A 25668-nucleotide genomic window follows, 5' to 3' on the forward strand; every position below is an offset into this window, starting at 1 on the left:
GAATTTAAATCAGTTAAAATAGTGTTTTGATGGGAGATTTGGCAAATTTTGGATCACTAAGCAATTACTCGTAGAAGAATTGTTATAAATCTTAACATTGTAGGAAAGTGGGATGTAGCTTTGCGATATCAGTGGCCAGTGACCAGTGACCAGTGACCAGTGACCAGTTACCAGTTACCATAAGTATTAATTACTTGTAATTAGTTTTCTAACTTCCTCCACAGGTAGTTCAGTGAGTTCAGCTACTTGTTCCACGTCCATTCCCTGACTCAAAAGGTTTTGTGCTAAACGCTTCTGCGCCATCTCCATCCCACGCTGTTCACCGCGCTGTTCACCAATCTCAATCCCACGCTGTTCACCGCGCTGTTCACCAATCTCAATCCCACGCTGTTCACCACGTTGTTCACCAATTTCAATTCCTTTCTGAGTGGCTTCTTCTAGACGTTGTCTATAAATCGTTGATAACTGCATGAGAAATTCTCCCTCTTCTGGTTCTAAGTTTTCTTGTTCCTCTCGCCTTACTTCTAAAATAGCAATTAAGATTGTCTGTCCTTTGTCTTTCGTCCTTTGTCCTTTGTATCTCCAATGACTAATGACTAATGACTAATGACATATAAATGGTACGAGTCAAGGGAAGTTAGTGAGGGGTTAAGGATTGAGTTCATTCTCTCATCTTTTGGCTATGGCAATATGATCTCATTTGTAAAAACTAGTTCAACATTACGATCCCCCCCACCCCCCCTTACTAAGGGGGGAATTAAAGGGGGGATCCCAACTAAAAATTTACAACTAATTTAGGATTGCTATATATTACGTGACATACTCCCCAACCAATCTTTCGATGTGGTTGGGGCTTCTCACCAACTCCACCTATCGGTTCGGATACGAGTCGGAGCTTTATTTTACTTCTCCCGGATGCCCCTCGGTTGAAGGTTTCTCAGAAATTAATTCTGTATCAATTAGTAGGTGGCGATTAGCTCTTGAATATAATGCCTACTCTATTTATCTTACCACAACTGGGCTGATTCATGAGGGGCTGTCATCTGGGGTCTCCCCAGATGTTTATACGCCCCGTCTACCGACTAAATTAAAATTGTAGTCGTAGGATTCTCAGCCCTTCTGCTAAAAGTCGCCGTAAAGCCTCTTTCTTTTAAGAAGAGGAGATAAGGCGAGTGAGTTGAAGGCTTCGATCGCCTGAGAACGAACAAATCCTCACCCTTGGCTCCGGCGATCAATCTCTGTTATCATAAATTTATGCCAACGAGGTAGCGTAGTGTTTGTCCTTGAGTATAAGGTAAAAGCCAAACCGTCCCAATATCAAGCCATTGACGGTGCCATTCGCACTGTCCAATTTGTGCGTAATAAATGCGTTCGTTATTGGATGGATCATCAAGGTGTTAATAAATACGACTTAAGCAGACTGTGTAAACAGTTGGCACAAGAGTTTGACTTTGCGGGGCGGCTCAATTCTCAAGCTAGACAAGCATCCTCAGAACGGGCTTGGTCAGCGATTCATCGGTTTTATAAAAATTGTCAGAATGGTATTAAAGGGAAACAAGGTTATCCAACTTTCCAAAAGAATAACCGTTCTGTTGAATATAAAACCTCGGGATGGAAGCTCGACCCCAATACCAAAAAACACATTACGTTTACCGATAAGAATGGAATCGGGCGATTAAAGTTAATTGGCAGTCGAGACATTTATTTCTATTCTCCTAAGGACATTAAGCGAGTTCGGTTAGTCCGCAGGGCTGATGGGTATTACTGCCAGTTTTGTATTAATACTGATGTAACTGAAAAGATAGAGCCCTCTAATCAAAACATTGGTTTAGATGTTGGCTTAGAGTCTTTCTATACGGATTCCAATGGTCATAAAGAGCCTAATCCTCGTTTTTTCCGTAAAGGAGAAAAGGAATTAAAACAATGTCAACGTCGCCTGTCTAAAAAAGAGAAGGGCTCGTCTAATCGCAGAAAAGCAAGACAACGATTAGCCAAGAAACACCTGAGAATAAGTAGGCAACGTAAAGAACATGCGAAGAGACTCGCACGTTGCGTAATCACATCTAACGATGTCGTCGCCTATGAAGACTTACGGGTTAGAAACTTGGTGAAAAATCATAACCTTGCTAAATCAATATCAGATGTTGGCTGGTATCAATTTCGAGTATGGCTAGAGTATTTCGCCCAAAAGTTTGGGAAGGTAACAGTGGCAGTTCCGCCTCAGTACACCAGCCAAAAATGCTCTAATTGTGGTCGAATTGTTAAAAAGTCGCTATCAACTAGAACTCATGCTTGCCAATGTGGGGCTAACTTAGATCGTGATGAGAACGCGGCAATCAACATTCTGAGAGAAGGACTCCGTACGATCGGGCAGATCGGAACGGCCCCCTCTCTTTCTCCCCCAGTGGGGGAGATGTAAGAGGGGGAAACGCTTGGGGAGATGGAACCGCTACTGTTGTTGGAGAAGTCCAATCGCAGCAAGTCCCGTCGCCTTGTGAACCTAGTTCATAAGTTAGAACCAAGAATCCCCTCGCCTTTAGGCAGGGGAGTGTCAATTAAGTTTGTGAAGGTATTGCGTTAATTATGGTTAATCTATCTCCTCAGTTTTTCAAGCAGTCAATGGAAGTGCAAGAAATTGCGATTACTCTTGTTGTTAAGGGCTTGAATCCAGCAATGTTGACGTTAGAAAATTGTCATGCTTGGGGGGTGATTCCCGAAGACTGGGAATTATCGAAGAATCCTATGATCAGTTCACAACAAGCCCGCTTAAATTTCAAAAATGGGGTTAATGTTATGGCAAAACCCCATCAAATTAATTTTGCTGAACCGATTCCTGTAAAGGGGGTGGAGGGGATGAAGTTTGCGGCGGTTGCCAAGCAATTTGTGGATCAATTGACACAGGTAAACTATCAGCAGCTCCGCATTGAACCAAGACTCATTATTGTGTTTAATCATCAAGAGAATGATCTAAGGAATTATCCCCGTGAGTTTATTTTAGATTATTTGATGGCTTCAGGGCCTTGGTTAAATGTGGGTGAGCGCTCTCCTCAGATTGCGGTTAATTTTACATATCAGTTTCCAGAGTATCAATTGCAATTAAATATTCAAGAAGGATATTCCCAACAAAGTAATCAGTCATCTGTGCGAGGTTTGGTTTTTTCTGGGAGTTTTATTTATCCGATTAATGAGAAGAAAAGCCGAGAGTCTATAAAGGGTGAAATTGATACTTGGAGCAATCAGCTTAATCAATTTCAAACAATTGTGAAGGAGCAATTTTTGGGGAAAAAAGGTTAAGTGTGATTTCATTAGATCCCCCCTAACCCCCCTTATTAAAGGGGGGGAACGAAGGTGAAAGTTTACAACTGATTTAGGATTACTAGATAACAGTTTTCATACTATTGCTATAGCAAGATGATTTGGTTGGTAAAAAGTAGTTGTAAGTTTCGATCCCCCCTAACCCCCCTTATTAAAGGGGGGAACTAAGGTGCAGGTTTACAACTGAATTAGGATTACTAGATAACAGTTTTCATACTATAGCAAGATGATTTGGTTGGTAAAAAGTAGTTGTAAGTTTCGATCCCCCCTAACCCCCCTTATTAAAGGGGGGAACGAAGGTGCAGGTTTACAACTGAATTAGGATTGCTAGATAACAGTTTTCATACTATTGCTATGAACTAGTGCTACTAGAGGATCCCCCTAACCCACCAGGGTTGTTTCTTTCTCCTGAAATTCTTCTCAGGTGGGGAGATTGGGGGACAAGGGAGATGGGGAGACAAAAGGTGTTTCTAGCTTGGTTTGTGCTTTGTTCTAGACTTGATAGTTATTCCAATTTAGTGCCGTACACTTCCTAGTTTGTCATTTAACAGCAGATTAGGGAGTTTTAGAAATTTAATTCTGTCAGTTTTTATTGGGAATGATTATAGAAAAGAAAAGTAATTTAGTCGCTTTTTCTTAAGAAGAAGTGAAATTAGGGAAAATAATCGCCCCACCCTGTAAGGGTTTCAGATAACATCACTAAAAAAACTGTACCCACTAGGGGTACAGTTAAAGCATTTTAGATGTCAGTTAACTTTTAATGCTACTGAGAGTGTTTAGAAGCTCTAAACAATGTTATCTGTACCTAAATCACCTTCATCTACACCTGGCAAGACAATTTGGAAGTCGAGACCTTCAGTAGAGTCAATGACAACACCGTCGTTAGCACCATCGGTAATGAAGTCCGCCAAATCATCAAAACCAAGCTGCTCGATAAGCTCAGGAAACGCCGCGTCAAAATCGCTAGTATCAATGTCGTCAGGATCATTAAGAGCATTAGGATCAAAATCAGAATCAGTATCAGACAGAGTACGATCACCAAAGGGTGTGACATCAATACCGGTGAAGGTATTGTTAATACCAAATGCCGTTAAATCGAGTTCAGTAACATCATCAACGGTGACATCACCATCATCTATAGCTCGGAAATTATTAATTACCCAAATCGTTGACTCACTAGCAGCATCTTCTTCAAATACAAATCGTGTGTTGAAGTCATCACCACCGGGTAGTTCGAAGAAAAGGTTGTACTCATTGCCAATAATGGTTGTATCGTCGCCATCAGCATCTGCAGTGTTAAAACCAGAAGCAAAGTTTCCGCCAAAACCAGAAATATCAATTGTATTTAGAGCTGGATCAAGAGTTGATTCTTGATCAGCACTTCGGTCTGCCGCATTAGCTAAAATTAGACGATCGCCGCCATTTAAGCCAGAATCACCACCCGTAATAGTGAGTACATCGGGTAAGAATTCGTCAGCATCAAAGTCATTATTAGGAGTAGTGTTATCAAAGCGAGCTTCGCCCTCTCCATCGAGTAACTCTAACTGGAAGAGATATTGATAAGGACTTCCTCCACTATCTAACTCAATTTCGATGTCACTATAATCTTGGATAGTGAGGATATTATTCTGAACCGGCTGATTATTATCATCTAGAATAGGCTGAAAGCCTCCACTACCATCCGGCTCTTCTAGATTACCCCAACCTGTACCCTCAGGATTATTGCCACGATTAATTCCAGTGTCATCAACAAAAGTGATATCGATATTATCGTTTTCGCCGTCGGCAATTAGTTCAATATTTGTTACATCCGTAAACACATCGGCATCTGGAGCATAAATTCGAACAGTTACCCCATCTGGTAAGCCTTCGAGACGGAGGTCGCCATCCAGATTTTGAATGTCATAGAATGCCCCAAAACCAGAAGCGTCGTATGTGCCTGAAAATTCTGCTTGATCAGCTCCTTGAAAAGGAGTTTCTTCAGCAAGGTCCTCGTCACGATCTAAACGAAGACCAAATTGAACAGATTCAAAGTCACTCACATCAGGATTAACATCATCCTCTGGGTTTCCATAGAGAATTAAAGAATCGTCTTCACCCTCTCCGCCGGTTAAAGTGTCATCATTTCCTTCAGTGAGTAACTCTGCATTGAGAGCTAAGGTAAGCGTTGCTGGCTGAAAGTCTCCTTCATCATCTTCTTCACCTAACTCTGAGCCATCAATTTCTAGGGGCTCATCGTTTTCCGCCATTGAACTGACATGAATGTTGAAGTCTTGACTGCCAACGAGTTCTAATGTGGTGACATTAGGGAGGACAGCATTGAGGACAGAATTTTCGGTGTCACGACGACCATCAGAGACTAACTCTAGAGTCTCAACATTATCATCCTCTTCAAGATCTAATTCAGCAACAAAGAGTTCTCCATTAACACGAGCTGTATTATCAAGAATTAACTCCAGCTCACTCTCTGGGGCATCTTCAATCGCAATCGTGCCAAAATCCTGATCATCATTACTGTTTCCTGAACCAATGGTTTGATTTTTCCCGCTGATAATAATGTCAGTATCTGCCTCAAATTGACTTACAGTTGTATCAGCTGGCAAGAAAGTATTTGGATTTCCATCACCAGTAGTGTCGAAGAAAGCCTCAGTGGCAATAATAATTTCTTCTAGCCCTGAGAGATTTCCTTCTTCGATGTTCTGACTGGTTTGGTTAGTTTGTGGTCCTGGGTCAAAGTTATTTCCTGCGATGACGAAGCGTTGGATATTCTCAACTTCATTAAAATTACTTCCCGGAACTGTGTTGGGATCAGTATCTGTGTTAACTTCTAAAGTATTTTCACCGTCGCCACCATCAATAGAGATATTTTCTTTAACCGTTGCATCGCTCAAATTAATGCGGTCATCTTGAGCGCCACCGACAATCTCTAACTCGAAGTCAGGATCAAGTGATAAGGTAGGAGAAATTCCTAAATTTAAGTTTGAGCCACCATCACCGAGTAGGTATTCAAAGGTAACTGGCTCTTCAGCATCAGCAAGATACTTATCAATGGATTCTGCAGTTAACTGAGCTCCTAGTTTTAGCTCATTCTCAAAGCCTGCGGCATTAAAGGTTTGTACGTCAACTAAGCCACTCTGAGCTAAGCGATCATCAACGGTTTCAGGAACAGAGAAACCGACATCACCAGTAATGTCATCATCACCATCTCGCTCCCCTAGTCCTAAGTACAAGGCACCGCTGCCGTTGGACTCAACATTAACTGTTTCTAGGGTGTTATTTGTAGAAGATAGAGCCTGTAACCAGCTGGTATTACCGACTTCAACATCAAATTCTTGGATGCCACCCCGTGCTCCCATAGAGCCAACGACCATCACGCCACCTTCTTCGGTGCGACCAGCGCCATCAAGAACAATGTTGGTGGCAATATCACCTTCAATGGGGGCGCCAACTTCTTGATTAAAGGTTAAAGTGCCTCGGGATGGAACTTGATCATCAATAAAGAGGAAGCTATCCTCTTCAAAAGTTCGTCCCTCTCCATCTGTCAGGGTGATGGTATTATCTGGGTTGAGAGATGCTTGTACATTTTCTAAGCCTTCAGTGGCTTCTAGTTCTTCGTTGAGTGCAGCCACAAAATCGTCATAACTGCTGTTGATGGGATTGCCATCCTCATCTTCACGAGGAACCCGAATTTCAAACTCTTCACCATCTAAAAGGAAAGTTAGCCCATTTACTGGGAAATTTTCCAGACTATCAGGATTTTCGACATCCTCAAGGGTCAGTGTCAAACTGGAATCTGTAGCATCTGCCGCAAGGGAAGCAGGGTCAAAGAATGCCGCATAACTGACACCGGGATCAGTATCACGCATTCCGAAAGTGACATCATCAGATCTTTCGCGGATATCTTCAATCAGTAAATCGGCACGACTATTCTCGCTCCACCATTGCTCTACGCCGCTATTATTTTCAGCATCAATGTTAGTGCCCTGACTGAATAAATCGTCGGCTTCAAGAAATTGGAGTCCACCAATGAAAGAGAAGTCAATATCGCTAATAACCGGGAAACTACCATTGGCTCCTAATTCTGTCTCAATATCAATATCAAAAGAGTCTTGTAACGCTTCAAATAACAGGTTATCCGCTGCATCAGTATTTTGAAACTGGCTACGGATGTAAATTTCCTGAATATTGTCAGTGATCGAAGAAATGCTGGGAGCTCCTGCGGTGTCAGTTAAATCCGCTTCTAAGATGTTGTTACCACCTCTTCCATCAAGGACATCTCCAGACTCAAAGGTGTTGAATACTGTACCACCATCTTGTTCAAGAGGTGCCACGAAGACATCATCGCCAGAAGTACCCGTTAAGTTATCGGAACCTCGGGTAAGCATAAAGTCTCCACCTACCCCTTCTTCGACTCCTGGGCGATTTTCTGCAAAGCCAAAATTAATCCAGTGTTCTAAGGCACTGTTAAAAACACCCTCATTAACGGCGTTTGCTACGTCTGGGTTGGCGGATAGGTAGCTAGAAGAACTGAAGAAATCAAATCCTGTCCCTGCTAACCGACCTTCTGCAGCTCCAAAGGCTAAGAAGTGTTCTAATGCGCTGTCAATAAAGCCATCGTCAATGGCATCTGCTACGTCTGGGTATGCATCAAGATAATCTTCTGGGGCGAAATCATTTAAGAGGCTGTTAGGGGCGCGACCTTCAGCTACCCCATTTTGTAGAAAGTGTGTTAACCCTGAAGCAACAACTCCATCATTGACAGCATCCCGTACATCTTCATTGTTATTTAAGTAATAATCTTCGTCGAAAAAACGTTGTGCTTGTTCTCTTGTCAATACCATAATGCTTAATTTACCTCACACCGAATAGTTTTATTTACCGTAACATCAGGAGTACCAATTTTCAATTTTCCTTAAAACTCCCTAAACTTTTAATCAGAGGTGAACTGTAGCTCCAAAATCAAGCCAGATAAGGCAACCACGCAAGAGAGCTAGCTGGGTAAAGGTAATTATTTACCCCTCTGAAGTTCGCTTCTCTCGGGAGATTGAATTGATTTTGCAGGAACTAACTCCGAATCTTAGCTCTTTATTTTTTGCTTGTCAACACTTTTTCGCAAGGCGTGGACGGTTTATGTTTTGGACATGCTATTTCCTATCTCCCCCTCTCCTGCGTTGCTATTAGCGTGGTATCTTGACTCGCTTAACTTGTGATCCCCCCTAGCCCCCCTTATTAAAGGGGACAAGATCCCCCCTAACCCCCCTTATTAAAGGGGGGAACTGAGGTGGCAGTTTACAAGTAATTTAGGATTGCTATAGTAATATGATCTCATTGGTAAACACTCGCTTAACTTGTGATCCCCCCTAACCCCCCTTATTAAAGGGGGGAACTCACGATCTCCCCCTAATCTTCCTGATTCAAGGGGACAAGATCCCCCCTAGCCCCCCTTATTAAAGGGGGGAACTGAAGTGGCAGTTTACAAGTAATTTGAGATTGCTATTTTGAGGTTTGATTTTGCTTAACTGGAAATTAATTAAGTTTTTAGTTGCGGGAGCCACAACGACATTAGTTAATGTATTACTAATTTTCTTTTTTGTAGAAGTTATGGGCTTAAATACGCCCTCTCTCCGTAACCTGGCTAATATTATTGCGATTGAATTATCAGTACTGTTAACCTTTTTTATTTATAGAGTCTGGGTTTGGCCAATGAAAGAATTTAATTTTCGGGATATCTTATTCAGACAAATTCCGATGTTTCACATGGTAGCAGGGTTAGCGATTAGTCTGAGAGTGTTAATTTTATTTCCGCTTCTAGATTATATTGGGGTGAATTACATCATTAATACAATAATCGGAATTGCGGTTGGCTCAGTGTTAAATTATTTTGTCAGCGATCGTTTTATTTTTCGGTAACGTCTTCCTTCGGATTGGGGAGATAGGGAGACAAGTCATTATACCAATTTTGATAACAATAGTTACACTAGATCCCCTCTTCGCCCCCCTTTACTAATACCAACTCTGATAACAATAGTTACACTAGATCCCCCCTTCGCCCCCCTTTACTAAGGGGGGTTGGGGGCGATCATGATCGAAACCATAGCAATCTCGGACGAGGTAAAGGGGGCGGCCTTTTACTTCTTGGTAAAGACGGCTGAGATACTCTCCAATCATACCAAGGCTAATTAGTTGCAATCCGCCTAAAAAGAGAATGGTAACGATTAATGAGGCATATCCGGGAACATCAACTCCCCAAATTAAGGTACGAATAATCAAAAAACTGCCATAAAGAAAGGCTAGGAAGGAAAATGTAATGCCGAGATAACTCCAAATTTTTAAAGGAAGTGAACTAAAAGAAGTAATGCCATCAAGGGCAAAGTTCCACAAACGCCAATAATTCCATGTCGTAGAGCCTTTATAGCGGGGAGTGCGTTCGTACAAAACAGCAGTTTGTCGGAATCCTACCCAAGCAAATAATCCTTTCATAAAACGGGTTCGCTCTGGCATCTGTTTTAGTGCTTCTACTACCTGCCGATCTAATAAACGAAAATCACCGGTATTGAGGGGAATGGGAACTTCGCTTAAGTGTTGGGCGATCTGATAAAAAGCATAAGCACTCCAGCGTTTGAGCCAACTTTCTCCGTGGCGCGATCGTCGTGTGGCATAAACGACATCGTAACCTTCACGCCACTTTGCCACCAGTTGCTCAATTAACTCTGGTGGATCTTGGAGATCAGCATCCATCGGAATCACTGCATCGCCAATGGCATAGTCGATTCCTGCTGTTAATGCGATTTCTTTGCCAAAGTTACGGGATAAGTTAATGACTTTTATTTGAGGATTGATTTTGTGGTGTTGAATCAGACAATTGAGAGTGTCATCTTTACTGCTATCGTTGACACAAATAATTTCAAATGTCAGGTTGAGTTGATCAATCACTGCGAGTAATCGCTTTAATAACAGGTCGATATTATCTTGCTCGTTGTAACACGGGATTACCACGGAAAGCGTAATGTTTTGAATCACTTTGGACGAATTAGTTAATTAGCAAGTCTTGTTTTCTTCTCCAAAAAAAAGCAACAATGAACGATTTACCGCTCAGTCGCTGGAAGATAGGTATCAACATGAAAGCGCTTGATATGTTTAGGCTCTTGTTGCCAGTATACACCGTTGAAGCCTCTTTGATTTAGGGAACAGTTTACATCATCAAGAAAGATGAAAGCGTGAGCTCCAGCGTCGAAACCTGCACTCTCAACACGCACTGATAGACTATCTAACTGGTTTGACCATTCAACACTTTCCTCAGAAGCAAGTTCCTCGGTGACAACATTCCCATCCTTAAGAACAATCAGATAACTATCACGAAAATCAAGGTTAAGAACTTTCTTGGCACCTTTACTTGCTAAAGCATCAATTGTCTCCTCAGATAAGTTTTTTGAGCCATCGTCCTTAATTGCTAAAACCATTGTACAGTCTTCACCACATGAGGCAATTAACTCGGCAAGGCTCGGGTTTTCTTCTGTTGTAACTTGGCGATCTCTCCAATCATTCGGCAGGGGATCATCGGCAAACCAAGAGCCGTTGACCACCACTAGGCTATAATGTGCCTTGAAGTGGCTTTTGTTTCCAGCTGCTATATAACAGGCATGGCTGCTACTCAGGTACATTGTATCGTCGCGTAGCTGGTTTTGACTGATGTCAGATTTGAGGCGCTCTGTAAAAGGCTCCATTGCTTCATTATTAGGACGTGCAAAATAGAAAGAATTAGTGGTTCCACCATTTAAGATCGCGGCAAAGCCTAGTTGGTATTGGATCTCATCATCTAAGTCTTGGGGGGGGATTGCACGTATGTGCTTAAGGCTCGATGGCCACTGTGCGGCTAACTCCTCATATTGTGCGCGCTTTTCAGGGAGGGGGGCAGTCCAATCCCGCATTAGAGCCGGAACACTTGAGAGATCTACGAGTTGAAGTGCAAGGGCAAAGGATAAAATCATCACGGTTTGCTTGGAACCGAGTCGAGACGCGATCGCGAAAATACTCCAAACAATGAGAACTAGCCCTGTAATCCAGCCAAAGCGCCCGCTAGACTGAAATGTAGATAAGAACAATAGATCTTGCACAGTTGGTGGCAAGCCTATATTAAAAAGGACATTTTCGCCAAAGGTGACTCGGGATGAGAGTGCAAAAATGAAAGCCGCGATCGCGACTACCCCTAATTTTTTAAATCGCTGATCAAAACTGGACTGGGCTGTTGTGGACTGCCATAAGGCGAGGGCAAACGCGACCACAATTACCCCCATCAGTCCTACTCCCAAATAAAGAAATCCCTCATGTTGTTCAGTTTGGAAGGGTTGGGCAGGGATAAATCTAGACCAATCCTCGGTTTGGGGATTCCAGAGAGCATTAAGGTTCATTGAGAACACCCCAAACCCGCCCCCACCAGAGCTTCCACTTTCAAAATAACCCAGTAGATATAGTTCGACTCCCAGAACCAAGATAATTGTCATCATGAGGAACATGGTTCTTGGGGAAATGGGGGGAGTTTTAGATTTCCTCGCTACAAAGTTCTTCACCGTTTGCCATCGGCTCCCTATATCTATTTCAGCGAGGATCCTGCTCCCAAGAATCAGGGAAACCATAGCAGCGAGATAGGCGTGGATTGCAAAGGCAGTTGCTACTAACCCTACCCCAAGGAAGACTGCAGTTTTACGTTTGACGGTTAAAGCAACCCCCATTGCTGCTAGTAATAGCCAATGAGCAACGAGTGTATCATGACCGAGTCGATGGTACATGGGGGGCCAACAGAGCAGGAGCAGAGCCCCAACGACGCTCACTGATGGTGAGCAAGTCAGTCGTCGCAGCACCACATAGCTGATTACCCCTTGTAAAATGATACAGATGAGAAACCACCATCCTTGAAACTGTAAAAGGGAAACTTGTCCCGCTAGAAGTGCTTTAAGGGGAATTGCTAGCAGCGGAAGTGAATCAGTATAGACAATTGAATTTCCCACAGGTGCTCCGAGGTTCTCAAACCGACCAGGGGGCCAATGCCATGGCTCATTAAGGAAGGCCATCCATCCGATAAAGTGTTGTCCCCAGTCTCCCTGTAACAGCCATCCGAAGGAGAAGGGGTTTAATAGCCGTATCTCGAATAGACAAAAGTAGAGCGCGATCGAGGCTACAAACACAAGCGCGATCGCGCTTTCAGTTTTCAATAAGCGGATTTTGGAAGACTTATTTATCATAAATTCCTTTAATACTGACCACAGATAAAATCTCCTCCTTGAACTGGAATCTTATTAAATTGCCCATTTCTATAAAAATACATCGGCTGTCTATCAAAAGGACAATAATGGGTGACAATACTTTTACGGGTCAACTTATTGCGATTTAATAATTGTTTCAACTTTTTGGACAAAATTATCTCGCGAACATTCTAACTGAATTTTGTTTAAAGCAGCATTTCTTAAACTTTCCCATAGTTTTTGGTTAAAATAAACTTGAGTACATTTTTCTGCAAAGGTTTTGGGGTCGTCACCTACTAGCACTTCTTGTTGATCTTCCCAACCGATTTGAGAGGCAATCATTGAAGTAGTCACAATTGGTAGTCCATAAGCAGCGGCATGATGAACTTTAAATGGAATTCCTGCAGCAAAACGAGTTGGTGCAACAAAAACTCTGGCACAATTATAAATTTCTTCTAAAGATTCTACTTTCCCCAACACCTGCAAAGAATCACTTTGTAAATCCCAAATTTTTTGGCATTTGTTAAAGCCAACAACTTTAAATGTTAAATCATTGCCAATTTTTTCTTGAAGTAACGGAAATACTTCTTTAGCAAACCAGACAACTGAATCAGCATTAGGAGAATTAATGTTGTGAATTGCACCCACAAAAACAATTCCTGTTCGCTCTTCAAATTTTTTAGCAGTAGGCTTTAGATCAACTGTATGCCCTAGTGTATAGACAGAATTTACTCCTGCATTCGTAAAATGTTCTTGCTCTTTTTCCGAAACAGTGATAACTGTATCAGCATTTTCTGCTAGTTGCATTTCTGTCTGAACTAATAATTTTTTTTCATTTTGAGAAACTGTCTTTCCTAGAAGTTGACGTTTTTTGACCTCTCGTAAAGCATAAATTGCTTCCGCGTCGTAAATAATTCGAGTTTTTTCAAACCATTGGGAATTACGGTTTAAAATTGGATTCAAAATTTCCATATTATGGGGACGGCTAATAAAAATTAAATCATAGCAGTGAGCGCGTTGATTTAGAAATTCTTCTAGTCCTTCAATTCCTTGATGAAGAACTAGCTCAACCACTTTTGGAATATCCTCATAGGCTTCCTGCCAACTTTCTTCTGGAAAACCAAGAGGGTAAAAGGTGACACAGTAATTTAAATCCACTAGAGCTTGCAAAATATCTCGTGATCTAGGAAACCCAGACCCTAAAAAAGCATGAGGAACTCTATCATCAATATACAAAATATGATTAGAATTACGAGAATGGCTTCGTGCTAAAACAATATTTTCTGGAGCTGGTGGTAAATGATAATTAGCTAGTTGTTGCGAATGCTTTTGAGTAAAAATAGATTGATGAGCCTTCTGAAGATTAATTGCTGAGTCATTGGATTGGGCGCTGGCAAATTCAAAGTGAACAATTGCTGCGTTGGGTTCGTACACAACTCGCTTACCTTGCTCCCAAAGCCTCAGACAATAATCCGTTTCTTCATAATAAGCTGGTTTATAATCTTCATCAAACCCACCCATTTCTAAAAACAAGTTTCGTTCTGTTAGTAGAAAAGCTCCTGAACAATAATCTACATCACGCCGAAACATATAGGGATAATCAAAGGGATTACCTCCTCTTCCGTATCCTAAACAAGAACCATCATTCCAAATGATGCTACCTGCCTCTTGTAGCTGACCATCTAAGAAGATAATTTTCCCCCCAACTGCTCCAATATCATTGGCACTAGAGTAAGTGTCTAGGGCGGCAGATAATGTTCCTGGCAAGATTTGAGCATCATTATTGAGTAAGAGCAAATAAGAGCCTTTTGCGACTTTTGAGGCTTGGTTTATGGCTGCTAAAAAATGGCAGTTTTCTCGATTTAAAATTTTAGTAACGCCGCATAAGCGCTCCAAAAGCAGATTAGTTTGATCTTGTGAGGCATTATCTACTAGTATTATCTCACAGGGATGCTCGGCGTTCAGAGTAACTGTCATCAGAGAACGCAAACACTGAAATGTTAGCTCTGCTCTGTTGTGTAAAACTAAGATAATACTGACTAAGGGTTTTTCTGTGCTTGGAAATGATAGATTTTTATCAGATAGTAAGAAGCTATCTAGCTCTACTTGATAAAGGTATGATAGTTGTTCTTTATAAGTAATTTTCTTGTCATGATTTGACTCTTGCAATGTCGGATTCTTTTGGTAGCGATTAATCCATAATTTCCGCCATAACTTAAGTTTTTTTATCAATTGACGCTTTTTTATCGCTAACTTTGCCATTGGATAAAATCCTTGATTTGGCTGATTAGAATTTGTCATCTTTATCTTCGTGCTGGAGGTTTCTTTATTGTTAGTTATATTATTCTTCAAGTTCTGCTAATCGCAACCAAGCTTTTACTTTAAACCATTTTTCTCTTAATTTCCAGAATTTACTCCTTTTCATTGTTTCAATTTCAATTTCTTTGTCTTGGAGCTGGTGTTGAGTATCTTGGAGCTGAGTTTTTGTGTGTTGGAGCTGGTGTTGAGTATCTTGGAGCTGAGTTTTTGTGTGTTGGAGCTGGTGTTGAGTATCTTGGAGCTGAGTTTTTGTGTGTTGGAGCTGGTGTTGAGTATTTTGCAGTTCGTTTTGAGTATTTCGTAGTTGAATTTGTACATCTTTAAGCCGTTGCGACTCCAGATATAAAGAAGGAAGATTTTTTTGAAAACGGGGAGGAAGACGAAGGATATGATTATAAAAGTTAATGGTTTCTTTTGCTGTCTTTCTCCAATCAAATTCCTGAACTTTTTTTCTTCCCTTTTTAATTGCGCGATCGCGCTGTTTTTGATTTTCTATTAATTCAATCACAGTTGAGGCAATTTTTTCAATTTCTCCGGGATGAAAAGAAATTGCCCCTTCTCCAACTACTTCTGGGATACTAGTTAAATTCGATGTAATAACAGGGCAACCGTGAGCAAAGGCTTCTAAAGGAGGAAATCCAAATCCTTCCGAATTAGATAAATAGAGTAACACTCCTGCATTGCCATATAACTTAAGCAACATTTCGTCAGAAACATGATTGAGGAAAAAGATGTTTTCTTTAAGACTTGTCTCTTGTTCTAGGCTTTCCTGTAACTTTTGTTTACTACCCCCTTGCGCGATCGTATTGCCAACGATAACTAATTGATAATGGTATCCTAATTTCTGTGTTTTTTCCAAAACTTTAACTGTTGCTTCTAAATTCTTATGCAAATAGTCATTCCCCACAAACAATAAATATTTTTGGGGAGTAATTCCCATTTCTTGGCAAAATGATTCATCAACATCAGAGATAGAGTCATATCTTTGATTAATCCCGTGATAAACTGTCTTTACCCTTTCCGGATGAATTAAATCATTTTCGTGTTTGGCAAAGGTATTAACAGATAGTAATTCATCTTTAATAAAATTAGAAATGGTAATGACACCATCGACACTGGCTAAATAGACTTGCATGATTAGATAATAATAATAAAACCAGTTATTATCTTTAAAATATAAAGGATTTTTTGCTAAAATAAAATCTTGCAATGTAATGATAATTCGTTTCGCATGTGGTCTTAGGGTTGCTAAGTTTTGCAAAAGAGTTCCCTGAAGCGTAATATGAAAAACATCCCATAATTCTTGCTTGGGATTACTTTGCAAACTAGCTTCTTCAATTAAATTAGGACTTTCCTTGATGCCAAAAGTATTTAACACCTCTTTGACGTAATTTTGACGATTATTATTCACCAATAAATCAACTTTAATATTTGTCACTTTTTCAGTGTAGGCTCTAATTAGCTCAATCAAATATCTTTGATTTCCAGCAAATGTATCATCTAAACAGCGTCCATCTAACCCAATTCTTAACTGTCTAGTTTTAACTTGAATATTATCCCAAATTTGATTAGATTTATTTTTTTGATAAAACTGTATTAAGTCCCAATAAAATGGATATTTTTGGACTAAAAGTTCTCCCTGAAATGGCTGATTATTCACATCAGATATATTTTTGGAATGATAAATAAAGGTATCATCTGCCATAATGTTACAGAGAGAATAACTCAAGACTCGTAAACAAAAGTCATACTCACTTCCGCAACTACGATTATAGTCTTCATCTAAGTCGCCTAAGAGATTAAACGTTGTTCTTTTGATGTATAAACAAAACCCATGACCGACTGGAACTTCTGGGTAAAGATAACAGGAAGTTTCTTCAACTAATTGAGCAAACGATTCAATATCATAACCTTTTGGTATTTCGTTAAATTTTCCAAATTCTGGAATTGAAAAAATTGTTGCATTGTTAGAAAGAGGCGTTACTGTCGCAATATTTTCTTTAAGATATGCTGCTTGTTTTAATTTACTAATCCAGTTTTGAGTGACAATTGTATCGCTATGAAGAAGAATGATATCATTTTCTTTTGAAAACTGGATTCCTTGATTCACTGTCTTGACAAATCCCTGATTGTGTTGATTCTGATGAATTAACACTGGAAATTGGGCGTTTTTTTTTATTTCTTCCAAGTAGATAGCTATGTTGGGATCAGTGCTCCCATCGTCTAGTAAAATTAATCTAGCTTCACTATCAAAATGTTTAACGACACTCTCTAAGCAGTTCTTCAGTAGGGGATAACTATTAAAAATTGGGATAATTATATCAATCATTTTTCTTTTTACTAAGTTAGTCTGAATTTCTTCTTAAGCCACAACCAAGTCTCACGGAGTCTCCAGAACTTGCTACTTTCCATTGCTTGAATCCGCTGTTTTAGTAGTTCAATTTCTTTTTGACTAGCAGCTAATTCTTCCTTTTTGCTTTGTAATGCTTGTTCTGCACTTTGTAAACATTTATACCGACTGGGGATATATTCGTTATCTCCATAAGTTAAAAACCAATGGTAGTATGAATAATCTGGATCAGAAGTCAAAAATGGATTAGGGTAAAGGGCTTTTAAGTCTTCTCGATGGCGATAAAGTAAACGGTGTTCTTGTGTAATGACTTCTCCATTCTCAAATGTTGCGTAATAAAATGGAATTTGGCTAAACTCTCTCTGACCATAATGTTCACATTCTTTTAGATACCATTCACGCAATTGAAATAAAACTGGACTCTCTTTTCCATACTTGTTTAGCATAAATTCTTGATCACCACTATCCAGTCCTGAAAAATGATAAAAGCACATTAGTTCACCATTAACATAAATTCCTTCCTTAAGACTTCCCGTTACACGGCGATGAGTTAGATTCCAAGTGGCAACATTATAAATTGGTTCTTGTAAAACCAGATAATCTGAAAAAAAAGCTGGTGCTAAGTCAACCCATTTTTGATCTGTAAATAGTCCATTGGGAGTATCGTCATAACAAAATTCTAAACAGCGATCGCGCCACCAGGCAATAAATTTTCTCCCTTGTTCAGAATTACGAATTCCCAAAAAACCTAGGTTAAAAACTCCAACTTTTAAGCTATGAATTTCATTATCAATAATTGCTTCTCTCTCACTTTCTGGAACAGTTTGGTGAGGCGTTAGTAAAACGCTATGATAATCCAGCTTCTGAATCAAGCTATCAAGTGGCGAAAGAATGACAATATCAGGATCAAAAAATAACAGCTTTTTGCAGTCAAATTTATCAAAAATATAGTCAAAAGCAATCCCTTTTACTGCTGTACAGAGTTCAATAATATTATGTTGAAATAACCAAGATTTGAAATTAGGAATTTTCAATTGTTCAAGAGTAATAATAAAGTCAAATGGTTCTTCTGCTAACACCACTGACTCTGGAACTACATCACATAATACTAAATAGATTTTAGCAGATGGATGTAACTCCTTTATCGAGTGAGCTAACACTCTTGCCTTAGGAAAATAATTCGCTGTAATAGTTGTAAATATATGAAGGGGAGGCTTTTCCATTTGTGTTTTATTTCAGTGTCGGAAAACAGTTAGCGGTTTAAAAAAGGGAAACGTTGTTTAAGTTGCATCCAGAATTGTCTCATTTTCCAGAACTTACTACTTTCCATCGCTTTAATTAGTTCTTCTAATTCGGTAATTCTAGCATTTTTCTCACTTAATTCCTGCTGGATCTTCTGTTGTTGTTTTTGTCTCACTCGCATTTGTAACCAGTCTTGAAGTAACCAGTTTCGATCCATTGGTAAATCACTTAATTCATGTTGGGAGTGGCAAAACTCGCAACGGGTTTGTAGTTCCTGATACAATTGGCTTGCCTCGGGAAAAAATTGTTGGAAGAGGTAACAGCGAAGAGGGTGAGAAATGTCGGTTTGAAATAAAGAGGAATTATAAATTTCAGACTGAACCGATAGATTAAATCGAAATTTTTGCGCGATCGCGCGACTCAAAACAGTTGGATCATTAATAATCCTGTCAATATTGAGGAGAAGACTTTTGTCAGGATAGCGATCATAAAAATTAATCAGCGCAGCATTATAATTGAGCCAAAAATCTAAAGCCAGTTGTGGAGAATTAGTAAAAATTGGATCCCCTCGCCGATACAAAGAATCAACTACTTCCCAAGGTGCGCGATATAAAAAAATAAATTGTGCTTCAGGTAACTGAGACTGCCAAAAGTCTAAAAATAGTGTCCCTCTGGGATCTTTCCAGCCAGTCATCCCTTTTGTGGTGTCTCGCTTACTGGCAATAATTTCTTTGGCTTGTGTTAAGTACGGTTCTGGAATTTGAGTAATTTTCTCTAAATGAACCCAACCTTCTGGCGGAAGATGATGGGCTTTCAGGACATTTTCATGAAATCGAACTACTGCTAAATCTTCAAAATATTCTTTAACCTTACTTTCCATCGACGGGTTGAAGTCCTTGCCGAGATCAACCCCACCACTCTGTAATAAAGACGCAGTTAAAGAGGTTCCGGAACGGTGCATTCCCGTAATAATTAGAATTGGGGAAGTAGAATTAGACATAAAAACTAAATTTCAATGAGATGGGGATTAACAGTCGTTTTCGCTTGAACCTGAAAATCAACAATAGTTGTGGCTAAGAGTCCTGTTTCTGGTTGTACGCGAAACATGGCAGCATCAATACAGCGATGTAAATAACTTTCTTGTCCTTCAATATCTCCCACTACACCTGCATTGAGGAAATAAACCCCAGGTAAAAGAGAGCAATAAAAAGTAAAATCCACTTGCACAATTGTGTTTGGGGTAATTACTTCAATTGCATTCTCAGGAGGATGAGAAGCAGCTCCCCCTAACTCAACACCACTCATCGTTTTAATCAGCATTCCAAATCGAACATTATAAGCCGCTTGTGTAAAACGAACCTCATAAGAATAAATGTAATATTCATTACGATGAATGAGGTTAACTTTTTCTCCTGCTTGATTTTTGAGATGAGGGGATTGAATTTCGGCTCCCCGAGACACATAAAATAAGGTACTTTTGGGAACTAAGTTAGGGTCATAGTGATCTTCGCTAACAGGGGAAGACTCCCTTGAAGCATTGCTTTGACTTTTCTGAGCGCGATCGGTGTTTTCATCAAATGCTTGAATTTCTTGGCGAATCGTATCAATTTTATCTGCAGGAGCATAGATCAGTTTATGGTATTTAGATACGACTAACTTCGGCGTTCCTTGCATTAGTAAGTTTCCCTGATCAATTAAGGCAGCATAATTACACAGGTCAATAATCGAACCTGCAGAGTGAGAAACAAAAATAACTGTTCCGCCATGCTCTTGGATAGATTTAATCCGAGCAAAGCACTTCCTTTGGAATACTTCATCCCCTACTGACAAGGCTTCATCCACGACTAAAATATCAGGTTTAACACTGGTTGCTACCGCAAAGGCTAGCCGAATGAACATTCCACTGGAATAAGTTTTTACCGGCTGATCAATAAAGTCACCAATATCAGCAAAGCTGGCAATTTCATCAAATCGAGCTTCAATTTCTTTTTGTTGTAGTCCTAACATACGACCATTAAAAAAAACATTTTGTCGCCCAGTAAATTCGGGATTAAAACCACTGCCTAGTTCTAAAAGAGCAGATACACGCCCCCCCACTTTAACTCGCCCTGAAGTTGCAGTTAGGGTTCCTACAAGAATTTGTAGGAGGGTACTTTTACCTGAACCATTACGTCCAACTAATCCTAACGTTTCTCCTTTAGGAATCTCTAAGTTAATATTTCTTAAAGCCCAGAATTGATCGGCTCTTGTTTTCTGGGGGAAAAACAGATCCTTGAGGCGATCTACAGGATGAGCATATCTATAAAAACATTTAGAAACATTTTCAATTAAAACAGCAATTTCACTCATCTTTCAGGTCCATATTATAATACATCAGCAAAACCAGGGCGTAACCGCTGGTAAGTCCAAAATCCTCCATAAAATACTAACAGAGATATAATCGTTAACACTCCCAATTGTCCCCAATGCTCTACATTGCCAATAATAATAGTGTCACGATAGAGTTGAGTAATAATTGCCATGGGGTTCACCCAGAAAACTACATCTTGAAATTGTTCAGGAATGACATTAGGGGGGTAAACAATAGGAGTGAGATAAAACCAAAGATGAAATATGACTGATAAAGTTTGTGGAATATCTCGCAAGAAAACTGTTAAGGCAGCAGTTAAATATGCTAAACCTGTGGTGAATAAGATTTGCGGCATCCAAACTAAGGGCAAAAAGACCAATGTTTCATGTAGAGTTCCCTGAATGAGAGCGTAGAGAACAATGAGAGTAACTAATCCGAAGGCACTTTCTACAAGGGCAGCAAATATAGGAACTAAAGGTAATAATGATAAGGGAAAAACAACTTTCTTCACTAGGTTTGTTTGGGCTACAACTGTATTGGATGCTTCTACTAATCCTCCAGTAAAGGCCATCCAAGGTACTAAGCCCGCAAATAACCAAAAGCCAAATATTAAACTATCATCTTCTGGTAATCCAGCTAAGCTTAGTTTAACTTGTAAAACAATTGAGAAAACGTAAGTATAAATTAATAAGTGGGAAAGCTGAGTTAAGAGTGGCCAAAAGTTGCCTAAAAGAGAACCTTTGTAACGATCCTCTAACTCTCTTTTCACTAACATCTTTAAAAGATCAAATTTTAACCACTGTTGTTGAAAATGATATTTTTTTGGTTGTAAATATCCCATATGATGTAAATAATTAATTGTGATTGCTCAAGCACAAACGGTTTATATTCTACATGAATATAGTATTTGGATGGTTAGGTCCGCAAACTGCTAGGCTATATTGGGGGCGAGTTTTGATTGATGTGGTAATTGTGAACTGGAACGCGGGTAGCCAACTGTCGGAGTGTGTGGAGTCGGTTTTGACATACGCGTTAGATCGCGTCGCGAAGGTTATCATTGTGGACAACGGTTCTACTGATAGATCTACGGATCAGGTAATAAACATGGAAGGCATTGAAGTCATCCGCGCTGGCAAAAACCTCGGCTTTGCTGCGGCATGTAACTTGGGGGTCAAGGCTGGTTTTTCTCCGTATTTGTTGTTTCTCAATCCGGACACGCGGGTGGAGGCGCAGTCATTGACGAGGCCATTAGAGTTCATGGAACAGCCAGAAAATTGTGATGTGGGAATTTGTGGCATCCAGTTGCGGAATGACGACGATCGGGTTTCGTATAGCTGTTCAAGATTTCCGACGCTTGCTCGACTTGTATTGGGGGCGTTAGGTGTAGAAAAAGTACCCCTGTTTCGCAGGGTAGGAATGCAAATGTCCGAGTGGGAGCATGACGAAACGCGCTTAGTGGATCAGGTCATGGGTGCGTTTTTTATGATTCGACGGGATCTATTTGAATCCTTGGGGGGGTTTGATGAACAGTTCTTCGTTTATTTTGAGGAGGTGGATTTGTCATTTCGTGCTTGCAAGGCGGGCTGGCAAAGTATGTTTCTCGCCGATGCGCAGGCGTTTCATGCCGGTGGCGGAACCTCTCGCCAGGTGAAGGCGATTCGCCTATTCTATTCTTTGAGAAGTCGATTGCTGTACGGATTCAAACATTTCCCTCGCTGGCAGGGCTGGGTACTGGTTGGCATAACCAGCGTGATTGAACCGTTAACTCGCACCCTCTGGTGTCTGGCGCAGGGTGACATAGCCGGCGTTAGGGATACGTGGTCCGCGTATCGGATGTTGTGGCGTGGCATGGGGCGGATCGTGAGCGGTGATGGAAGGTTTATTCCGTGAGAGTTTTACTGCTTTCTCGCTACGATGATCTAGGTGCTAGTTCCCGCGTGCGTTATCTACAGTATCTTGAAGAATTTAAGCGGCAGGGTTGGGAGGTGGAGATTTCGCCACTGTTCTCTAATACCTATATCAATGCACTGTATGCTGGTGCTGGGCGCGAGCGACTGTGGGAAGTCATGAGAGGGTATGTTAGCCGGTTCCTTGTGCTACTAAGAGCAAACCAATTTGACGTGTTGATTATTCAGAAAGAGCTTTTCCCATTTCTGCCAGCATGGTTTGAGCGCATCCTGCATCGCATGCAGATACTTTACATTGTTGATTACGACGATGCACAATTTCATCGTTATGACCGTCACTCAAATACCATCATTCGTGGGCTCTTTCGACATAAAATAGACACTGTGATGCTGCACGCGGAGCTAGTTATTGCGGGAAACCCTTATATCGCTGAGCGAGCCAGGACTGCTGGCGCTCGACAAATAGAGATCATTCCGACTGTGGTGGATACCGAACGCTATCACCCCGCAGTTAGCCATGCTAGCAGTCCGCCGATAGTTGGCTGGATTGGCACTCCGGAGACGAGTTGCTATCTTCTACCGTTATTACCAGTGTTTGAAAGACTACAGCAAGAGATGGATGTGCGTTTTGTTGCGGTGGGTGCAAGTGGTGAGGATTTTGCAGGTACCTCAGTTGAAGCGTGGCCTTGGTCTGAGCTGACTGAAGTGTCATCCATCCAGCAATTTGATATTGGGATTATGCCGCTGGAAGATTCGCCGTGGGAGCGAGGAAAGTGTGGTTATAAGTTGATTCAGTATATGGCCTGTGCCAAGCCCGTGGTGGCTTCTCCAGTTGGAGTCAATATGAAGATTGTTGAGCCTGGAAAAAATGGTTATTTGGCTGAAACGCTCGAGGACTGGGAAAAGCTGCTAAGGGTACTTTTGATTGATGTTGATGCAAGAAACCGAATGGGTTGTGTGGGGCGGGAGAAAGTGGTCGAGCAGTTTTCCCTCCAATCGCAGGCGCAAAGGTTTATTAATTGTGTCGAACGAGTGGTGAATTCGGGTTTATTTTAACTGATACTTGTCAAAATTTCTCTTAAAACTTCAATGTTATTTGTGAAATTAATCACAAATATCCAAGTCATTCTACTTCCGAGGAATTGTAGCATAAGTTATCAGAGATGGTATTATTTGTTTTGCTCCATCGTAACCGTACACCTCCCCCTTTTCCACCAGTCTTCACTGACTGAGAGTCAGTAATACCTGCGCTAGGTTTTAGATCAGGATCTTTACACTTCTTAATTAAAGCCCTGATCTGATCACAAAGAGATTATCTGACATTTTTCAGATTATCTACTTCTTGGGTAAAGCGTTCTAAAAATAGACTAATTACCCTTCTATCTTCTCGTAGCTTAATATTGGTACTGATTGACATCCCAGACTGTAAAGGAAGATCTCGTCCTCTGGCATCTAAAGTCTGACTGTCAAGACGAATTTTGGCTGGAAAACGGTAAAAATCATGGGTTTCATCTGGGGGAAGTGCATCAGATCCAAGAGAAATTAGTTCTCCTTCAATATCGCCATATTCGCTAAAGGGAAACGAATCAATGCGAACATCTACTGGCATTCCTTCCTGAACAAAGCCAATATCTTGATTTGTAATAAATACCTCAGCAACCAAATCTTCTTGAGGGACAATTTTCATCACTCGTTCGCTACTATTGACCACAGAGCCAGGACTCACTTCCATATTAAAAATTTTGCCACTAATTGGCGCTCGTAAGTTTTGGTAGTCAAGTTGCTTTTCAACTTCATTGATTTCGCTTTCTAGTTCTGAAATTCGTCGCTGATTCTCATTTAAAGATCGGGTTAATTGGCTGTCAATTTCGGCAATTTGTTGTTTATTTCGAGCAATGTTATCAAATAGGTCTTTACGAGTAGTGGCTTCGGTATTTTGCAGTTGTTGATCAGCACGACTAATATTTGATTCTACCCGTTGTTCTTCTTCTTTTAATTGCTCAACTTGTGCTTGTTGCTGTTCAACTGTTTGTCGTTGTTCGATATAGCGAAATTCTGAAATTCCTCCTTCTTCAAAAAGAGTACGTAATTTCTCTAATTTTTCTTCTTCTGTACTTAACTGAGTTTGAGCATCTGCTAGCTGAACTTGTACTTGACGCAACTCTCTTTGTAAGCCTTGTCCTTCAAAAAACGCTGCCTCACGACGGGTACTCGCTTCTTGAGTAGAGGCTTCTAAACGTTCTAATTCATCAACACTTAAATTATCATCCGGTTCAGCGATTCCAGCTTGGGCGCGATAGAGACGATTTTCATCTTCTAAAGCAGTTCGGTTACGCGCTAACATGGCGATTTCTGTAGGAATATCTAAGCGATCAATTTCTGCTTCCACCGCACTTTCTGAGGTGGTTGCGGTTTCCATAATTTGCCGATAGAAGCTATTTTCTTGTTGCAACTCGTCGCGAATATTTTCTAGGGAGTTGAGACGAGATTCAGCGGTTTCAGAATCATAATGTAATAAAATTTGCCCTTCTTCGACTAAGTCTCCATCTTCAAAAGTTTCCCCTTGCCGATTTGGATTTTCACCGTCCTGTATCGTTTCATTGGTGGCAATTTCTCGAACCACTCCTTGCACTGGCGATTGAACTTCTTTAACATCTCCAGTGGGCTTGAGTTGTCCTTGCGCTTCCACAACTTGTTCAATTTTGGCAAAGTACGACCAAGCAAGACCCCCTGTAATGACCAATAAAATTGTCCAGAGTGCAATCCGTGGCCAAACGGGAGACTGACGAAGGATTACAGACTGATCAAAATCCTCTTCGTAAGGGTCATAAGTGGTGGGAGTAGTCGTTTCAGATTGGGCAATTTTTGCGCTTTTGAGGCTAATTTTGCCATTGCCATTACCATTGCTACCAAGTTGAGGGTTTTTATTGTTACTTTGACTCATTG

16 protein-coding genes are annotated in these 25668 nt (G+C 40.6%); 5 read left to right on the forward strand and 11 right to left on the reverse strand.

The window, feature by feature from the left end; genetic code table 11:
• Positions 1 to 186: 186 nt before the first annotated feature.
• Positions 187 to 471, reverse strand: a complete 285-nt coding sequence (locus tag FRE64_RS01070) for a hypothetical protein (RefSeq protein ID WP_222597842.1) — start codon at positions 469 to 471, stop codon at positions 187 to 189.
• An 802-nt stretch (positions 472 to 1273) separates the two neighbouring features.
• On the opposite strand from FRE64_RS01070, the gene FRE64_RS01075 reads away from it, so the two are divergent.
• Positions 1274 to 2419, forward strand: coding sequence for an RNA-guided endonuclease InsQ/TnpB family protein (locus FRE64_RS01075; protein ID WP_222597843.1), 1146 nt, complete (start codon positions 1274 to 1276; stop codon positions 2417 to 2419).
• 164 nt (positions 2420 to 2583) lie between these two features.
• On the forward strand, positions 2584 to 3294 hold the full coding sequence (locus FRE64_RS01080; protein ID WP_146294268.1) for a hypothetical protein: 711 nt from the start codon (positions 2584 to 2586) through the stop codon (positions 3292 to 3294).
• 806 nt (positions 3295 to 4100) lie between these two features.
• On the opposite strand, the gene FRE64_RS01085 is transcribed toward FRE64_RS01080, so the two are convergent.
• A complete protein-coding gene (locus tag FRE64_RS01085) occupies positions 4101 to 8156 on the reverse strand; it encodes a hypothetical protein (protein ID WP_146294269.1) in 4056 nt (1351 codons plus the stop codon).
• Positions 8157 to 8826: 670 nt separating this feature from the next.
• Between FRE64_RS01085 and FRE64_RS01090 the strand changes: the two genes are divergently transcribed.
• The gene (locus FRE64_RS01090) at positions 8827 to 9225 is read left to right on the forward strand and encodes a GtrA family protein (RefSeq protein ID WP_186708914.1); all 399 of its coding nucleotides are present in this window, start codon (positions 8827 to 8829) and stop codon (positions 9223 to 9225) included.
• A 123-nt stretch (positions 9226 to 9348) separates the two neighbouring features.
• Here the strand turns inward: FRE64_RS01090 and FRE64_RS01095 are convergent, their stop codons facing one another.
• The 8 genes from FRE64_RS01095 to FRE64_RS01130 form a co-directional block, all read right to left on the reverse strand.
• Complete coding sequence (locus FRE64_RS01095) at positions 9349 to 10332, reverse strand: glycosyltransferase family 2 protein (protein WP_146297232.1); 984 nt, start codon at positions 10330 to 10332, stop codon at positions 9349 to 9351.
• Positions 10333 to 10400: 68 nt separating this feature from the next.
• Positions 10401 to 12554, reverse strand: a complete 2154-nt coding sequence (locus tag FRE64_RS01100) for a DUF6311 domain-containing protein (RefSeq protein ID WP_146294271.1) — start codon at positions 12552 to 12554, stop codon at positions 10401 to 10403.
• A 135-nt stretch (positions 12555 to 12689) separates the two neighbouring features.
• On the reverse strand, positions 12690 to 14855 hold the full coding sequence (locus tag FRE64_RS01105) for a glycosyltransferase (protein ID WP_146294272.1): 2166 nt from the start codon (positions 14853 to 14855) through the stop codon (positions 12690 to 12692).
• A gap of 40 nt (positions 14856 to 14895) precedes the next feature.
• A complete protein-coding gene (locus tag FRE64_RS01110) occupies positions 14896 to 17202 on the reverse strand; it encodes a glycosyltransferase (protein ID WP_146294273.1) in 2307 nt (768 codons plus the stop codon).
• A gap of 11 nt (positions 17203 to 17213) precedes the next feature.
• Positions 17214 to 18446, reverse strand: coding sequence for a glycosyltransferase family protein (locus FRE64_RS01115; RefSeq protein ID WP_146294274.1), 1233 nt, complete (start codon positions 18444 to 18446; stop codon positions 17214 to 17216).
• Positions 18447 to 18475: 29 nt separating this feature from the next.
• Entirely contained in the window at positions 18476 to 19465 is a 990-nt protein-coding gene (locus tag FRE64_RS01120; protein WP_146294275.1) for a sulfotransferase family protein, read from the reverse strand.
• A 5-nt stretch (positions 19466 to 19470) separates the two neighbouring features.
• Entirely contained in the window at positions 19471 to 20814 is a 1344-nt protein-coding gene (locus tag FRE64_RS01125; protein ID WP_146294276.1) for an ABC transporter ATP-binding protein, read from the reverse strand.
• Between the two features lie 14 nt (positions 20815 to 20828).
• A complete protein-coding gene (locus FRE64_RS01130) occupies positions 20829 to 21590 on the reverse strand; it encodes an ABC transporter permease (RefSeq protein ID WP_246140365.1) in 762 nt (253 codons plus the stop codon).
• Between the two features lie 119 nt (positions 21591 to 21709).
• Between FRE64_RS01130 and FRE64_RS01135 the strand changes: the two genes are divergently transcribed.
• Complete coding sequence (locus FRE64_RS01135) at positions 21710 to 22705, forward strand: glycosyltransferase family 2 protein (RefSeq protein ID WP_146294278.1); 996 nt, start codon at positions 21710 to 21712, stop codon at positions 22703 to 22705.
• Positions 22702 to 23778, forward strand: a complete 1077-nt coding sequence (locus FRE64_RS01140; RefSeq protein WP_146294279.1) for a glycosyltransferase family 4 protein — start codon at positions 22702 to 22704, stop codon at positions 23776 to 23778. Before FRE64_RS01135 ends, FRE64_RS01140 begins: the two co-directional genes overlap by 4 nt.
• Before the next feature lie 256 nt (positions 23779 to 24034).
• Here FRE64_RS01140 and FRE64_RS01145 read toward each other — a convergent pair whose 3' ends face one another.
• Positions 24035 to 25666 (reverse strand): HlyD family efflux transporter periplasmic adaptor subunit, encoded by a 1632-nt coding sequence (locus FRE64_RS01145; protein WP_146294280.1) that lies wholly within the window; start codon positions 25664 to 25666, stop codon positions 24035 to 24037.
• Between the last annotated feature and the right edge of the window lie 2 nt (positions 25667 to 25668).

Source organism: Euhalothece natronophila Z-M001 (assembly GCF_007904085.1).
Lineage (GTDB): Bacteria > Cyanobacteriota > Cyanobacteriia > Cyanobacteriales > Rubidibacteraceae > Halothece > Halothece natronophila.